Source organism: Phreatobacter stygius (assembly GCF_005144885.1).
GTDB classification, from domain to species: Bacteria; Pseudomonadota; Alphaproteobacteria; order Rhizobiales; family Phreatobacteraceae; genus Phreatobacter; species Phreatobacter stygius.
Window position 1 is genome coordinate 4,251,240 of record NZ_CP039690.1, and the last position, 14,724, is coordinate 4,265,963.

13 protein-coding genes are annotated in these 14,724 nt (G+C 66.6%); 10 read left to right on the forward strand and 3 right to left on the reverse strand.

The features are described 5' to 3' along the window. The first annotated feature begins 14 nt into the window (after window positions 1-14). Together E8M01_RS19980 and E8M01_RS19985 are read left to right on the forward strand one after the other, a co-directional pair. Window positions 15-701: an amino acid ABC transporter permease gene (locus tag E8M01_RS19980; protein ID WP_136961737.1), complete on the forward strand. Its 687-nt coding sequence runs from the start codon at window positions 15-17 to the stop codon at window positions 699-701. Next, entirely contained in the window at window positions 701-1,366 is a 666-nt protein-coding gene (locus E8M01_RS19985) for an amino acid ABC transporter permease (protein ID WP_136961738.1), read from the forward strand. Before E8M01_RS19980 ends, E8M01_RS19985 begins: the two co-directional genes overlap by 1 nt. A 45-nt stretch (window positions 1,367-1,411) precedes the next feature. Here the strand turns inward: E8M01_RS19985 and E8M01_RS19990 are convergent, their stop codons facing one another. Further along, window positions 1,412-2,629, reverse strand: coding sequence for a LysR family transcriptional regulator (locus E8M01_RS19990; protein WP_136961739.1), 1,218 nt, complete (start codon window positions 2,627-2,629; stop codon window positions 1,412-1,414). Window positions 2,630-2,775: 146 nt separating this feature from the next. Between E8M01_RS19990 and E8M01_RS19995 the strand changes: the two genes are divergently transcribed. Continuing rightward, a complete protein-coding gene (locus tag E8M01_RS19995) occupies window positions 2,776-3,873 on the forward strand; it encodes a thiohydantoin desulfurase (protein WP_136961740.1) in 1,098 nt (365 codons plus the stop codon). Next, window positions 3,870-5,522 carry a thiourocanate hydratase gene (locus E8M01_RS20000; protein WP_136961741.1) on the forward strand — a complete coding sequence of 551 codons (1,653 nt, stop codon included), beginning with the start codon at window positions 3,870-3,872 and terminating at the stop codon, window positions 5,520-5,522. The genes E8M01_RS19995 and E8M01_RS20000 overlap by 4 nt, the downstream gene beginning before the upstream one ends. Window positions 5,523-5,655: 133 nt before the next feature. Here E8M01_RS20000 and E8M01_RS20005 read toward each other — a convergent pair whose 3' ends face one another. Further along, a complete protein-coding gene (locus tag E8M01_RS20005; RefSeq protein ID WP_170181983.1) occupies window positions 5,656-6,255 on the reverse strand; it encodes a TetR/AcrR family transcriptional regulator in 600 nt (199 codons plus the stop codon). A 185-nt stretch (window positions 6,256-6,440) separates the two neighbouring features. Between E8M01_RS20005 and E8M01_RS20010 the strand changes: the two genes are divergently transcribed. The 6 genes from E8M01_RS20010 to E8M01_RS20035 are packed head-to-tail and all read left to right on the forward strand — an operon-like array spanning window position 6,441 to window position 13,285. Further along, the gene (locus E8M01_RS20010; RefSeq protein ID WP_136961743.1) at window positions 6,441-7,664 is read left to right on the forward strand and encodes an ABC transporter substrate-binding protein; all 1,224 of its coding nucleotides are present in this window, start codon (window positions 6,441-6,443) and stop codon (window positions 7,662-7,664) included. Between the two features lie 38 nt (window positions 7,665-7,702). Further along, the gene (locus E8M01_RS20015; protein ID WP_136961744.1) at window positions 7,703-8,563 is read left to right on the forward strand and encodes a branched-chain amino acid ABC transporter permease; all 861 of its coding nucleotides are present in this window, start codon (window positions 7,703-7,705) and stop codon (window positions 8,561-8,563) included. Window positions 8,564-8,566: 3 nt separating this feature from the next. Beyond that, window positions 8,567-9,592, forward strand: coding sequence for a branched-chain amino acid ABC transporter permease (locus E8M01_RS20020; protein WP_136961745.1), 1,026 nt, complete (start codon window positions 8,567-8,569; stop codon window positions 9,590-9,592). Continuing rightward, the gene (locus E8M01_RS20025) at window positions 9,589-10,347 is read left to right on the forward strand and encodes an ABC transporter ATP-binding protein (RefSeq protein WP_136961746.1); all 759 of its coding nucleotides are present in this window, start codon (window positions 9,589-9,591) and stop codon (window positions 10,345-10,347) included. The genes E8M01_RS20020 and E8M01_RS20025 overlap by 4 nt, the downstream gene beginning before the upstream one ends. Next, a complete protein-coding gene (locus tag E8M01_RS20030; protein WP_136961747.1) occupies window positions 10,337-11,047 on the forward strand; it encodes an ABC transporter ATP-binding protein in 711 nt (236 codons plus the stop codon). The genes E8M01_RS20025 and E8M01_RS20030 overlap by 11 nt, the downstream gene beginning before the upstream one ends. Before the next feature lie 45 nt (window positions 11,048-11,092). Continuing rightward, window positions 11,093-13,285: a N,N-dimethylformamidase beta subunit family domain-containing protein gene (locus E8M01_RS20035; RefSeq protein WP_136961748.1), complete on the forward strand. Its 2,193-nt coding sequence runs from the start codon at window positions 11,093-11,095 to the stop codon at window positions 13,283-13,285. 20 nt (window positions 13,286-13,305) lie between these two features. On the opposite strand, the gene E8M01_RS20040 is transcribed toward E8M01_RS20035, so the two are convergent. Then, window positions 13,306-14,628: an Hsp70 family protein gene (locus E8M01_RS20040; RefSeq protein ID WP_136961749.1), complete on the reverse strand. Its 1,323-nt coding sequence runs from the start codon at window positions 14,626-14,628 to the stop codon at window positions 13,306-13,308. Between the last annotated feature and the right edge of the window lie 96 nt (window positions 14,629-14,724).

The window sequence follows — 14,724 nt, forward strand, 5'->3', positions numbered from 1 at the left end:
GAGAGACGATCGACGTGCCATCTGATTGGGACAGGTTCCTCGCGACATTTTTCGATCCGGAGATTGCCGCGCGCTATTTCCCGGCGATCCTCGGCGGGGTTGCGGTCACCGTCCTGATCGGCATCGCGGTGATCGTCACGGGCATAACCGCTGGCCTTGGCCTTGCCGTGCTGCGGTCCCTCGGCAAGCGCCCCCTGACCTTCGCCATCATCGTCTTCGTCGACATCTTCCGCGCCTTGCCGCCGCTGGTGCTGATCCTGCTGATCTATTTCGGCCTGCCCAATATCGGCATCGTGCTGCCGAATTTCATCGTGCTCTGGCTGTCGCTCGCCGCCGTGCTGGCGGCCTTCGCCGAGGAGGTGTTCTGGGCCGGCATCACCTCGGTTCCATCAGGGCAATGGATGGCGGCGCGCTCGACCGGCCTGACCTTCGGCCAGACCCTTGGCTCGGTGGTGCTGCCGCAGGCGGTGCGCCTGGCCATTCCGCCGCTCACCAACAAGACCATTTCGATCACCAAGAACACCGCGCTCGGCAGCGCCATCGGGGTCAGCGAGATCCTCGGCCGCTCGATGTCGGCTCAGGCCTTCTCCGGCAATGCCACGCCGCTGATGATCGGGGCTGCGCTCTACATCGTGGTGTTCTTCCCGCTGGTCGTCGCCTCGCGCTGGCTCGAGCGCCGTTATGGCTGGAGGCGCGCCTGATGGATATTTTCATCAGCGAATTCTTCAACATCGAGATCATGCTGAAAGTGGCGCCGCTGATCTTCAAGGGCCTCGTCACCACGCTGCTGCTGTGCCTGCTGCTCATCCCGATCGGGCTTCTGAGCGGCATCGGCACCATGCTGCTCGCCACCAGCAAATACCGGGCGATCCGCTGGACCGCGATCGTCTTCATCGATTTCTGGCGCGCCTTTCCGCCACTCGTCCTGTTGATCTTCATCCATTCCGGCCTGCCTTTCGCCGGCATCCGGCTCGGGCCGACCGGCTCGATCTGCGTCGCCTTCCTGCTCAACGCCTCGAGCTATTACGGCGAGATCTACCGGGCCGGCGTCGAAAGCGTACCCGCTGGCCAGATCGAGGCCGCCCGCTCGACCGGGCTCAGCGCCGCGCAGACCTTCATCCACGTGACCTTGCCCCAGGCGGTGCGCAACGTGCTGCCCGACTTGTTGTCCAATACGATGGAACTGGTGAAGCTGACCTCGCTCGCCAGCATCGTCGCGGTGCCGGAACTGCTCTATTCGGCCGATCTCGCCCGCTCGCTCACCTACAACACCTCGCCGCTCGTGCTCGCCGCCCTGATCTACCTGGTCCTGCTCTGGCCGGTGGTGCGCCTGATCGCGCGGGTCGAGCACAAGATCGCGCGGTGACCGATGAGATCAGCTCCGACCCCGCCGCGTCGAGCGCCGCTCATGTCAGGCGAAAGGCCGTTCCTGAACCAGTTCGCGGATCAGCTGGACCTGGGCGCTCGCCTGTTTCGCCGGGGTCCAGATCAGGCTGGTGATCAGGCCGGCGCCGGGCAGCGGCAGGGCGCGGACCCTGGGATCGGTGTGCGGCAGCGAGCCCTCGGGGATGATCGTGCAGCAGGTGCCATTGATCACCAGGCGCATCAGCACGGGGATCGAGCCGCATTCGATGGTCCGGCGCGGCGCATGCAGGCCGGCCCCCAGCAACTGGTCGATGGCGCGCCTGAGGCCGGTGCCGGTCATCGGCAGGGCGAGCGGCAGCCGTTCGATCAGATCGGCGGCGGCGTCGCCATCCCGATAGGCCGCCGCCGGCGCCATGACATGAAGCGGCCGGCGGGCGATCTCGAGCCGCATGAACTGTTCCGGCACTTCCGGAATATCGACGATTGCGGCGTCGAGCGCGCCGGCGAGCAACTGTTCCATCAGGAGCTGCGCCGGCCCGGTGCTGACCGAGACGAAGCGGTTGCGGTCGCGCTTGGTATAGTCCTCGATGATCCGGGCCAGCAGCACGGCCAGGCTGCTGTCGACGCCGGCCGGCATCACCGAGCCGAGCCGGATGTCGCGCACCTGGTGCAGGAAGCCGATATCGGCGCGCCTCATGATGGCGCTGGCCAGCGCCTCGATCTCGGCGACCGAGGCATGCAGCCGGAGCGCCGCGGCGGTCGGGCTGGACCCGGCGCGGCCGCGGTCGAACAGCGCGACGCCGAGGAAGCGTTCGAGGTCGCCGATGCGCCGGCCAAGGGTTGGCTGGGTGATGGCGAGCCGGCGCGCGGCGCCGGAAATGCTGCGCTCTTCCGCGGCCAGCGCAAAATGCGACAGGGTCCTGAGCGAGACCGGCGCGGCGAGCAGCATGGCAAGCGTGGCGAGCCCGATGGGCACGCCGTCGTCGGGGGTTGCGGCACGCGTCTCGCCGCCGACGATCGCGGGCAATCCGGCGGTCCAGTTCAGAATCAGGATCGCGGTCCGCTGCAGCTGTTCGCCTTCGAAGGAGGCGACGATGCCATCCGGCCGGCGCACGATCAGCCGGGTCGCCAGTTCATATTCCAGCACGCTCAAGGCGCGGCTGACGGTCGAGGTGCGCACGCCGAGATCGGCCGCCGCCTGCTTCATCGAGCGGCACTGCAGCGTGCGGACGAAATAGACGAGCGAGTGGATTTCCAGCGCCATCAGGACGGCCCACCCCAGACCCTGGTCCGCATCAAGCGGCGCCCGGCGCGGGTGGTCTTTCTCCGGTTGAGCGAAACGGGGCGGGGACGATCCCTAGCAGGAACGTCGCCGGCCGCAAATCAGTCAGACGAGAGGAACACTGAGCCATGGGACGCATTCTGAAGGCAGCCGATGTCGATGCGGCGGTGAAGGGCGGATCGATCTTCGCGGCCGGCGGCGGCGGCTGGGTCCGTCATGGCATCATGCTCGGCACCGCCGCGGTCAATGCCGGCGCGCCGGAACTCGTCGCCATGGACGAGGTGCCCGACGATGCCTGGATCGCCACCGCCGCGGCGATCGGCGCGCCCGGCGACAATACCGACTGGCAGATGCTCGGCGTCGACTATGTCAATGCGGTGAAGCTGTTGCAGGAGGCGCTGGGCGCGCCGATCTACGGCCTGATGATCGGCCAGAACGGCATGTCCTCGACACTCAACGCCTGGCTTCCGGGGGCGATCCTCGGCACCAAGGTGATCGATGCGGTCGGCGACATCAGGGCGCATCCGACCGGCGACATGGGTTCGATCGGCATGGCCGGCTCGCCCGAACAGGTGATCCAGACCGCGGTCGGCGGCAACCGCGCCAACAACCAATATATCGAGCTGGTGGTGCGCGGCGCGACCGCCAAGGTCTCGCCGATCCTGCGCACCGCCGGCGACATGGCCGGCGGTTTCATCGCGTCCTGCCGCAATCCGCTGCGCGCCTCCTATGTGCGTGAGAATGCAGCGCTCGGCGGTATTTCGCGGGCGCTTGAACTGGGGGCTGCGATCATCAAGGCCGAACCGAAGGGCGGCGCTGCCGTCATCGACGCGATCTGCGAGACGGCCCAGGGCTCGATCCTGTTCCGGGGCAAGGTCAGCGCCAAGAACCTGGTTTATACCAATGACGCCTTCGACATTGGCACGATCACGCTGAGCGCCGGCGGCAAGGCCTGCAAGCTGCACGTCATGAACGAATATATGGCGACCGAGGACGAGACCGGCGCGCGCACTTCGACCTACCCGGATGTGATCGCCACCCTCGACACCGAAGGCCGGCCGATCTCCGCGGGCCATATCAAGGAGGGCATGGAGCTCCTGGTGCTGCACATTGCCAAGACCCGCATCCCCTTGAGCTCGAGCGCCACCGACCGGAGCGTCTACCCCTATGTCGAGAAGGCGCTGGGCATTCCGCTGGTCGACTATGCCCTGGACCATGTCGCATGAGGGACGATTTTCAGGTCGCCTCGGGCAATGATCTGCGCTGCAAGGGCTGGCGCCAGGAGGGGCTCTTGCGCCTGCTGGAAAACGTGCTGGCGGTCGGCGAGGATCCGGACAATCTCATCGTCTACGCAGCACTCGGCCGGGCCGCGCGCGACTGGCCCTCGCACGACGCCATCGTCCGCGCGTTGAAGACCATGGGCGAGGACCAGACGCTGCTGGTCCAGTCCGGCAAGCCGATCGGCATCGTCCGGACGCACCGCGAAGCGCCGATCGTGATCATGGCCAATTGCAACATTGTCGGCCAATGGGCCAAGGCCGAGACCTTCTACGCGCTGCAGGACAAGGGGCTGATCTGCTGGGGCGGGCTGACCGCCGGCGACTGGCAATATATCGGCTCGCAGGGGGTCATTCAGGGCACCTACGAGATCTTCATGCGCATTGCCGAGCGTCATTTCGGCGGCGACCTGAAGGGCCGCTTCGTGCTGACCGCCGGGCTCGGCGGCATGGGCGGCGCCCAGCCACTGGCCGGCCGGATGGCCGGCGCCGCGACGCTGGTCGTCGATGTCGATCCGGAGCGGATCACCAAGCGCCTGGATATCGGCTATCTCGAACGCCGCGCGGCGAACCTCGACGAGGCGCTGGCGATGATCGCCGAAGCCGTGGCCGCCCGTCGGCCGCTGTCGGTCGGTCTCTCAGGCAATGCCGCCGAGATCTATCCGGACATCCTGGCGCGCGGCATCGTGCCCGATGTCGTCACCGACCAGACCTCGGCCCATGACCTTGTCTATGGCTATGTGCCGGCGACCCGGACGCTCGCCGAGGCGCGCGCCATGCGCACCTCCGACCCGAAGGCGCTGATGGCCGAAAGCCGCGCCTCGATCGTCAGGCATGTCGAAGCCATGCTCGGTTTCCAGGCCAAGGGCGCCATCGTCTTCGACAATGGCAACCTGATCCGCACCCAAGCGAAAGAGGGCGGCGTCGGCAGGGCCTTCGACATCCCGATCTTCACCGAGGCTTTCCTCAGGCCGCTATTCGCCCGCGCCATCGGGCCATTCCGCTGGATCGCGCTATCGAATGACAGCGCCGACATCGCGCGCATCGACGACCTGCTCCTGGAGATGTTCCCGGACAACCGGATCGTCACCAACTGGATCAGGCTCGCACGTGAACATGTGCCTTTCGAGGGGCTGCCGGCACGCATCGCCTGGCTCGGCCATGGCGAACGCACCGCGCTGGCGCTCGCCGTCAACAGGCTGGTCGCCTCGGGCGAACTCGCCGGTCCCATCGCCTTCACCCGCGACCATCTCGATGCCGGCGCCATGGCCCATCCCAACATCATGACCGAGAACATGAAGGACGGTTCGGATGCGATCGCCGACTGGCCGCTCATCGACGCCATGATGCTCTGTTCGTCCAAGGCCGATCTCGTCGCCATCCATTCGGGCGGCGGCGGTTATGCCGGCTACATGACCAGCGCCGGCGTCACCCTGATCGCCGACGGCACGCCGGAGGCCGAGGAGCGGCTCGACCTGTCGCTGACCAATGACACCTCGCTCGGCGTCATGCGTTATGCCGATGCCGGTTACGACGAGGCGATCGACGAGGTCGCCCGCAAGGGCATCGGCCATATCGCGTTGGGAGGCGGCCGTTAGAGCGTGATCGCTTCGGGGTGAGGTGCGAGCGCAGCGAGCCTCGAAGGACGGCCGACCTGTGTGCAAAGTGCGGGCGTTTCCGTCGCGAACCGTCATGCTTTGGCGAGCATCCGCTCGTTGAAGCCGTCGGGCGTCAGGCGCCGCTTCGCGCAGCCATCAAGGTTTCGAAGACGCCGAGCGCCCGTTCCGGGAAATCGCTCTGGATGCCCTCCACCGTCGCGATCATGTTGAACCAGACCGCGCCGAAGGTCAGGTCGAGCATCATTTCGACATCGAGGCCAGCCGGCAGCTCGCCCTTATCCTTCGCCTGAAGCAGGACGCGGCGCAGCGTTTCGCGGCGCGGCGCGACGATCTTGGCGATGAACAATTGCCTGAGATCGGCATCGCTCTGCGCCTCGATCATCAGGCCCTTCAGCACATTGGCATAAGCCATGTCCCGCTGGCGCTGGACCGTCTGGCTCATCAGCGCCTTGAAGTCCGGTCCGAAGCCGGTGCCCGGCAGCGGACGGGCGCTTTCCAGCCCGTCCATGTAGAGGTCGATCAGGAGCGCGCCCTTGGATGCCCAGCGCCGGTAGATCGACTGTTTGGCGACTGCTGCCCGGGCCGCCACCGCCTCGATCGAGAAGCTTCCATAACCCTGCTCCGCGATCAGGTCGCGGGCGGCATCGAGGATTGCGCGGTTGACCGCCTGGTCGCGCGGCCGGCCGGTCCTGACGGAAGCGACTTGGGTCACAATCATTTTCCTTATTGACATACGCAACGGTGCGTATTGTATTTGCCTGACCAGAGAAAATCAAACGGGGCCTGGCGAAAGGGATGTCGCATCAAGGGCAGCGCCGCAAGCCCAGGGCTTGGCGGACACGCCTTGGCACGCCCGCCGTCGCACCCGGCGACACGATCAAAAAGAGGGGAAGAGGCATGTCGTCGACGATTTCACGCAGAGCACTGCTGGCATCCACCGGTTCGCTGCTGGCAGCGGCGCCACTCCAGATGGCCTGGGGACAGTCCGGCGGTGCCCGGCCGGTCACCATTGGTCTGGTCACGCCGAGCACCGGCACATTCGCCTTTGCCGGCGAGCTGATCGGCCAGGGCGCGGCACTGGCGGTCGCGGCGCGCGGCGGGCAGGTCCTGGGGCAGCCGGTCAGGCTGATCACCCGTGACGACGAGGGCAAGCCCGCCGTCGGCGTCCGGCGGGTCCAGGAGGCGGCCAGCAGCGACGGCATGCGCTTCTTCCTCGGCGCCTATTCGAGCGCCGTCGGCCTCGCCGAATCCGAAGTCGCCCAGCGCGAGAAGCTCCTGCAATATGCCGCCGGAGGGTCGGAGGATTTCACCGGCTCGCGTTGCGGTCGCTACACCTTTCAATGGTCGGCGCATCCCTACACCGCGGTGCGCGCCACCCTCGAACATGTCAGGAAGGCCCATCCCGACAAGAAGAAGATCTACAGCCTGAGCGCCGACTACGTCTTCGGCCATGCCCTGCTGAAATACACCCAGGTGGTGGCGGCCGAACTCGGTTTCGAACTGGTCGGCAATGACAATCACCCGCTCGGCGAACGCCAGTTCACCTCTTATCTCACCAAGGTGGTGACCGCCCGGCCGGATATCCTGTTCCTCAACACCGCCGGCGCCGACGCCGTGACCGCCATTCGCCAGTTCTCCAGCTTTGGTGCCGGCCGGATCGCGGTCGTCGGCCCCTGGACCCTCGAAGTGGATCAACTGCCGGAACTCGCCCCGGAGATGCGGGCCGGCATGATCCTCGGCCAGAACTACTATCCCGCCATCGATACGCCGGCGAACCAGGAGTTCGTGAAGCTTTACCAGCAGCGCCACCGGGGCGCGCCGGGTTATGCCGCAGCCTATGGTTATGATGCGGTCCGCTCGCTGCTGCTGGCGATGGAACAGGCCAAATCGGCCGAGGTCGGCGCCGTCGTCACGGCGCTCGAAACCATGCGCTGGGACGGCGTGCTGGGTCCCATGTCGGTCGATCCGGCGACGCACCAGACGGTGCGGCCCTATTTCGTCGTGCGCTGCAAGGCCGCGGCCGAGATGAAGGATGCCACCGACTTCGCCGAGATCGTCGCCACCAGCACCCAGACGCAGCCCGCAGCCCTCAATGCCTGCAAGGCGATGCCGCCGCTCTGATCCAAGGCCGACCCTGGCAGCGCAACGGGAAGCTTCTGATGACCTGGCTCATTCTCGCCCAATTGGTCAACGGCATCGCCATCGGCATGATCTATGCGCTGATGGCGTTCGGCCTGTCGATCATCAAGGGGCTGTTGAACATCCCCAATTTCGCTCATGGCGCCTTCTACGCGCTCGGCGCCTATCTCTGCTATTCGGCGATCAAGGCGGGCGTGCCCTTCCTGCTGGCGTTGACGCTCGCCGCGATCGGCAGTGCCGCGGTCGGGCTGTTCTTCGATCGTCTTGTCCTGCGCCGGGTGAAGGACGGTGACTACCTGCCGCAACTGATCATTCTGTTCGGCGTGGCGCTGGTCATCGAACAGTGCCTGCTGATCGGCTGGGGCACCATCGGGCTGAGCGCCGCGCCGCCGCCGCTCCTGTCCGGTGCCATCGATCTCGGCTTCACCCTGGTGCCGCGCTACATCATCTTCGCCAGCGTCTTTTCCGCGCTGGTCATTTCCGCCGTCTGGCTGCTGATCGAGCGGACCAGGCTCGGCGCCTTCATCCGGGCCGGCATCGACAAGCCCCACATGGCCCAGGCGCTCGGCATCAATGTCGACCTGCTGCTGGCCTTCGGCATGGCGCTGGGCACGGGCCTTGCCGGGCTTGCCGGCGCGCTGGCTTTGCCCTTGATGGGTGCCACCTCCACCATGGGCGGCGACATGACGGCGCTTGCCTTCGTCGTGCTGGTGATCGGCGGGCTCGGTTCGCTCTACGGCGCCATCGTCGCCGGCGTCCTGGTCGGCGTGGTGCAAAGCCTGATGACGGTCATCGCGCCCTCCGCCAGCACCGTGATCATCTATGTCGCGATGATCGCGATCCTCCTCATCCGGCCGCAAGGCCTCCTAGGCGAGCGCTGATCCATGGCTTCCGAACCCGAATCCGCCGTGGCGGTCGCCGACGGCAGTGCCGTCGCGGCGATCGAAGCGCCGCGCCGACAATCCGGCCTTGTTCCCACCCTGGCGCTGGTCGCCGCCGTGGCGCTGCTGCCCTTCGCGATCCCGGTGAACATTGCCACCGAGATCGTCATTTTCGGCCTCTTCGCCATGTCGACCAATCTGCTGATCGGCACGGCCGGCCTCTACTCCTTCGGCCAGGCCGCCTTCTTCGGGGTCGGGGGTTATGCCGCCGGCTATCTTGCCGCGCGCGGCCTCGCGCCGCTGCCGGTCATGCTGCTGGCGGCAGCACTCGCAGCCGGCCTGCTCGCCCTGGTCATCGGCGCCTTCAGCATCCGGCGTACCGGCATCTATTTCATGATGCTGACCTTCGCCTTCAACCAGCTGGTCTATTACATCTCCTATTCCTGGCACTCGGTGACCGGCGGCGAGGATGGCCTCGCCGGCATCAAGCGCATGCCGCTCGACCTGCCTGTCATCGGTCAGCTGAGCTTCGACAATCACCTGGCCTTCTATTGGCTGTCGGCCTGCATCTTCCTGGCCGGAATGGTCGCGTTGCGCCGGGTCGTCGACAGTCCGCTCGGCATGGTGCTGACGGCTGCGCGGCTCAATCCGCGCCGCACCGCTTCGCTCGGCTATCCCGTGCATACGGCGCAGTTGATCGCCTTCGTCATGGCCGGCGCGATCGCCGGCATCGCCGGCGCCCTGTTCGGCATGCTCTACCGGATCATGCCGATCGACTCCGTGCACTGGGTGGCGTCGGCCTATGTGGTGTTCATGGTGCTGATCGGCGGCACCCGCTCCATGCTCGGCCCGGTCATCGGCGCGGCCATCTTCATCTGGCTCCAGGGCCTGTTCAGTCTCGTCTGGGCACGCTGGCCGCTGCTGCTCGGCCTGTTCGTGATCGTCGTCATGCTGTTCCTGCCGGGCGGCGTGCTCGACCTCGTCGAGAAGGCACGCCATTGGGTCACGCGCCTACGGAGCCGGTCATGACTGCCGCTGCGAAACGGATCATTCTGTCGGCCGAAGCCCTGCTCAAGGCCTTTGGCGGCAATGTCGCGGTGCAGAACGTCTCGATGGCCTTCGCCGAGGGTCGGCTGCACAGCATTCTCGGCCCCAACGGCGCCGGCAAGACGACGTTGTTCAACCTGCTGACCAAGGACCTGACCCCGGATACCGGCACCGTCCGGCTCGAAGGTGCCGACGTCACCGGGCTGAAGCCGCACCAGATCGCCCGCCGGGGGCTGTCGCGGTCCTATCAGATCTCCAGCGTCTATCTCGACATGACCGCGCGCGAGAATGTCTGGGTCGCGTCCTATCGGGCGCTGGCCGGCGGCGCGCTGGTGTTCTGGCGCCGCGCCGATCGCGACGCCGCCGTGCGCGACCATGCCGATACCTATCTGCGCCGCCTCGGGCTCATGTCTTTCGCCGACGTGCCGACCAAGGAACTGTCCTATGGCGATCAGCGGCTTCTGGAAATCGCCGTGACGCTTGCCTCCGAGCCCCGGATCATCCTGCTCGACGAGCCGACCGCAGGATTGTCCCGGCAGGAAACCGAAAAGGTGAAGCGCGTGATCGCTGCGCTGAAGGGCGAATTCACCATCGTCATGATCGAGCACAACATGGGCGTGGTCATGGAGATTTCCGACGAGATCTCGGTGATGAACCGCGGAGCCGTGATCGCGCACGGGTCGCCCGCCGAGATCCAGGGCAACAAGACCGTGCAGGAGGCCTACTTTGGAGGTTGAAACCCCGCTGCTCGAGGTCGCCGGCGTCGACGCCTTTTATGGCCGCAGCCAGGCCTTGTTCGACGTCAGTTTTTCGATCGGCCCGCGCGAAGTGGTCGCCATTCTCGGGCGCAACGGCGCCGGCAAGACCACGACCTTGCGCACCATCATGGGCTTCAATGTTCCAGGCCAGGGCTCGGTTCGTTTCGACGGGCGCCTGATCAGCGGGCAGAAGCCGCACCGGATCGCCCGCCAGGGCATTGGTTATGTGCCGGAAACCCGCGACGCGTTCTCGCTGCTGACGGTCGAGGAAAACATCATGCTCGGCTATCGCGCCGGCTCGCCCTACACGCTGGAGCGGTTTCTCGGCTGGTTTCCCGAATTGCAGGGATTGACGCGGCGGCGCGGCGCCCAGCTCTCCGGCGGCCAGCAGCAGATGATGGTGATCGGCCGCGGGCTGGCGCCGGCGCCCCGGCTGCTGCTGCTCGACGAACCCTCGCAGGGGCTCGCGCCGGTCGTGGTCAAGTCGGTCGCCCGGGTCCTGACCGAGCTCCGCGACGAGGCGATCTCGATCATCCTGGTCGAACAGAACCTCGCTTTCGCCCTTCAGATCGCCGACCGGGTGATCGTCATGGAAAACGGCACGGTGGTCGACATCCTGACCGCTGAAGAAGGGCGCCGGGCGCCCGCGCGGATCGAACGCTATCTCGCCATTCACTAAGCGCGCGGCGCGACCTGCGCCGGCGCTCGACGTTTTGGAAACCCCATGCTGCCCCCCATTATCGGCTATTGCGACCCCCTGCGCGGGCGCCCCGGCGACACGATCAATTTCCACATCAGTTCGGCGGATGGCCTGCCCTTCGATGCCCGTCTTGTCCGGGTGATCTGTGGTGATCCCAATCCGGCCGGCCCGGGTCTGCGGATGGACGCGGTGCCGAGCGCCGTCGAAGGCCGCCATGACGGCAAGGCCCAGTCCGTGCCGATCGGGTCCTGCGCGCGCGCTCCCTTGCCGGCGCTTGGCGATGCCGGCGCCATGGTTCTCATCCTCAATCTCCGGCCGACCCGGCTCGACACGGATCTGCGCGCGATCGCCAGCTTGCAGGATGAGGCCGGCCGGTCGGTCCTTGCGGTCGCGCTCGAAGGCCGCCGCCTGGTGCTCGTGCTGCGCCGGCAGGGCGAGGAGAGCCGCACGGTCACCGGGCTCGAGCTCGATATCGGCGCCTGGCATTCGCTCGGCCTCGGCTTCAGCCATGGCCGCTCCGCCGTCGTTGTCGAGCTCGCCCGGCTCGACCAGCGCCGCGGCATGCGGGAGGTTCGCCGCCAGGTGCTGCAACTGGCCGGTGAGGTTGGCATGTCCCAATGGACGCAGGTGGCCTTCGCGGCGATCTGGGCCGGCAAGCCGACGGCGAGCTTCAACGGCCAGATCGAGCGTCCGGCGCTTCGGCGCGGCCTGGAACCACGGCTCGCCGAGACCGGCGGCGCCTTGGGCGTGCCGGTTGAGGATGCCCTGGCCTTGTGGGACTTTTCAGGCGCGATCGACGAGCAGAGATTTCCCGAGCGGCTTGGCCATGGCGACGGTGTCCTGGTCAACGTCCCGACCCGGGCGGTCAGGGGCTCGAACTGGGACGGCAGCGAACTCTGCTGGCGCCATGCGCCGGCGCATTATGGCGCCATTCATTTCCACGACGACGACCTCGCCGACTGCCAATGGGAGCCGGGTGCCAGCTTCGCCATTCCGCCTGATCTCGAGAGCGGCATCTACGCGCTCGAGGTGCAGAACGCGCAGGGCAGGGACACCATTCCCTTCTTCGTCCTGCCGGCGCGCGACGGACCGAAAAAGCCGATCGCGGTGCTGGCCTCGACCTTCACCTATCTCGCTTATGCCAATCACGCGCGCGGCAACTTCGAGGGCGGCTTGAAAGCGCGGGCTGCAGCCTGGGGCGCCTATCCCTGGAATTCCGACGAGGTGCCCGACTTCGCGCTGTCGACCTATAACTACCATTCCGATGGATCGGGCGTTTCGCTGTCGTCCCGGCTGCGCCCGATCATGACCATGCGGCCGGGCTATCTGACCTTCGACGATCAACGCGGTTCGGGCCTCAGGCATTTTCCCGCCGACACCCATCTCGTCGCCTGGCTGCACCGCAAGGGCTACGATTTCGACATCGTCACCGACGAGGATCTCGACGATGACGGCGTCGCGGCGATCGCCGGCTACCAGGTCGTCGTCACCGGCAGCCACCCGGAATATCACACGGAGCGCTCGCTGAACGCGCTGCAGGACTACCGCGAGGCCGGCGGCCATTTCGCCTATCTCGGCGGCAACGGTTTCTATTGGCGCATCGGCCGGCGCGGCGACCTGCCCCATATGATCGAGATCCGGCGGGCCGAAAGCGGCATCCGCGCCTGGGCCTGCCGGGTCGGCGAATATTACCAGCAGCTCGACGGCGCCTATGGCGGCCTCTGGCGTCGCAACGACAGGCCGCCGCAAATGCTGGCTGGCATCGGTTTCGCCATCCAGGGGCTTTATGAGGGCTCCTATTACCGGCGGACAGCCGAGTCGCGCGACCCGGCGATGTCCTGGCTGTTCGAGGGTGTCGGCGGTGACATCTTGGGCGATTACGGCCTGTTCGGCGGCGGCGCGGCCGGGTTCGAGCTCGACCAGGTTTCCGAGCCGCTCGGCACCCCCGCGGGAACCGTGGTCGTGGCGCGCTCGGCCGGCCACGGCCCGAGCTTCCAGCTGGCGCCCGAGGAGATCCTGACCCACACCCTGGCGCTGACCACCAGTCCTGGCGTGGAGGCGCATATGGTGCTTGGCACGCCGCCCGGCGAAGGCGCGTTTTTCGCCAGCGGCTCGATCACCTTCATCGGCAGCCTTAGCCACAACGGCGACGACAACGACGTGTCGCGCATTCTCGACAACGTCCTGCGCCGCTTCCTGTCATTGCCGGCAGGATGATGGCAAGCGTCTGACGAGGCTCAGGCCGCGCGCCTGACTGCCCAGCGTTCGGCATCCGGATCCTGGCCGATCAGTGCCAGGCCATAGGCGATCGATTCGAACTGGTCGGTATTGGTCAGTCGCTCCTCGCCGAAGCGCTGGACGAACAGCTTGCGGATCGCCGGCACGAAGGAGGTGCCGCCGGTCAGGAACACCCGCTCGATCGCGCTCTCGCCGACGCCCGAACGCGCCAGCACCTCGTCGACCGTCTCGGCGATGCGTGCCACGTCGGGCGCGATCCAGGCCTCGAAATCGCGCCGGGTGATGGTCGCCTGAATGTCGACGTCATATTCGACGAAACGGAAGGCTGCGGTTTCCGCGGTCGAGAGCGTCATCTTGGCGGCCGATACGGCGCGGTAGAGCGCCAGCCCGAGATCGTAATCGACGACATCGATGAACTTGTGCAACTGGCCCGGCTCGAGCGCCACTTTGGCGAGATCCTGCAGGCCCTTGAGGTCGCCGTTGGTCTTCATCATGGCGAGCTGATGCCAGCGCGCCAGGTTGGCGTAATAGTGGCTCGGGATGGTCAGCAGCTTGTCGAAGGAACGGTAGCTCGAGCCCTTGCCGAGCCGGGGCGAGACCACCCGGTCGACGATGCGATAGTCGAAGGTGTCGCCGGCAATGCCGACGCCGGCATGACCGAGCGGTTCGGCGCGCAGGGCGCCGCCCGAACGCTCGAAACGCATGACCGAGAAATCGCTGGTGCCGCCGCCGAAATCGGCGACCAGCACGGTCGCATCATGGTCGAGCTTGCTGGCATAGAAGAAGGCGGCACCGACCGGCTCGTAGACATAGGTGGTCGTCGCCGCGCCGAGCTTGCCGAAGGCGGTGGCATAACGCTCCATCGCCAGCCCGTCATTGGGATGGCTGCCGGCGAATTTCACCGGCCGGCCGATGACCAGCCGGGCGCCCTGGAAGTCGAGGCCGCCATTGCCGTGGCTGACGAGGGTGTCGAGGAAAGCCGAGAGCAGATCCTCGAACCGGTAGCGGGCGCGGAAGATCCGGGTCTCCTGGAAGCTGGCGCTGGCCGCAAAGGTCTTGAACGACTGGATGAAGCGATGGGCCGACGTGCCGGCGAGCAACTGGTCGATCGCCCAGGGACCGCCTTCGATCCGAAGGCGCGGGACGCCGGTGCCCTTGCGTTCTTCCCAGAAGCACAACGCGGTGACGAAGCCGCTGAGGCGCTGGCTGCCATGGTCGAAACTGATGACCTCGGCCCGGCCATCCGGCGTGGCGATGGCGACGACGGTATTGCTGGTGCCGAAATCGACGCCGATCGAAATATCTTGCGGGCGGGCGGACAAGGCGGACGCATCCTGAGGCCGGAGAGCGGCCGGCCCGATTAGCCGATGTCGGCCGACAAGGCCAGCGGCAAGTCCCGATCGCAAGTTCGTCCCGAC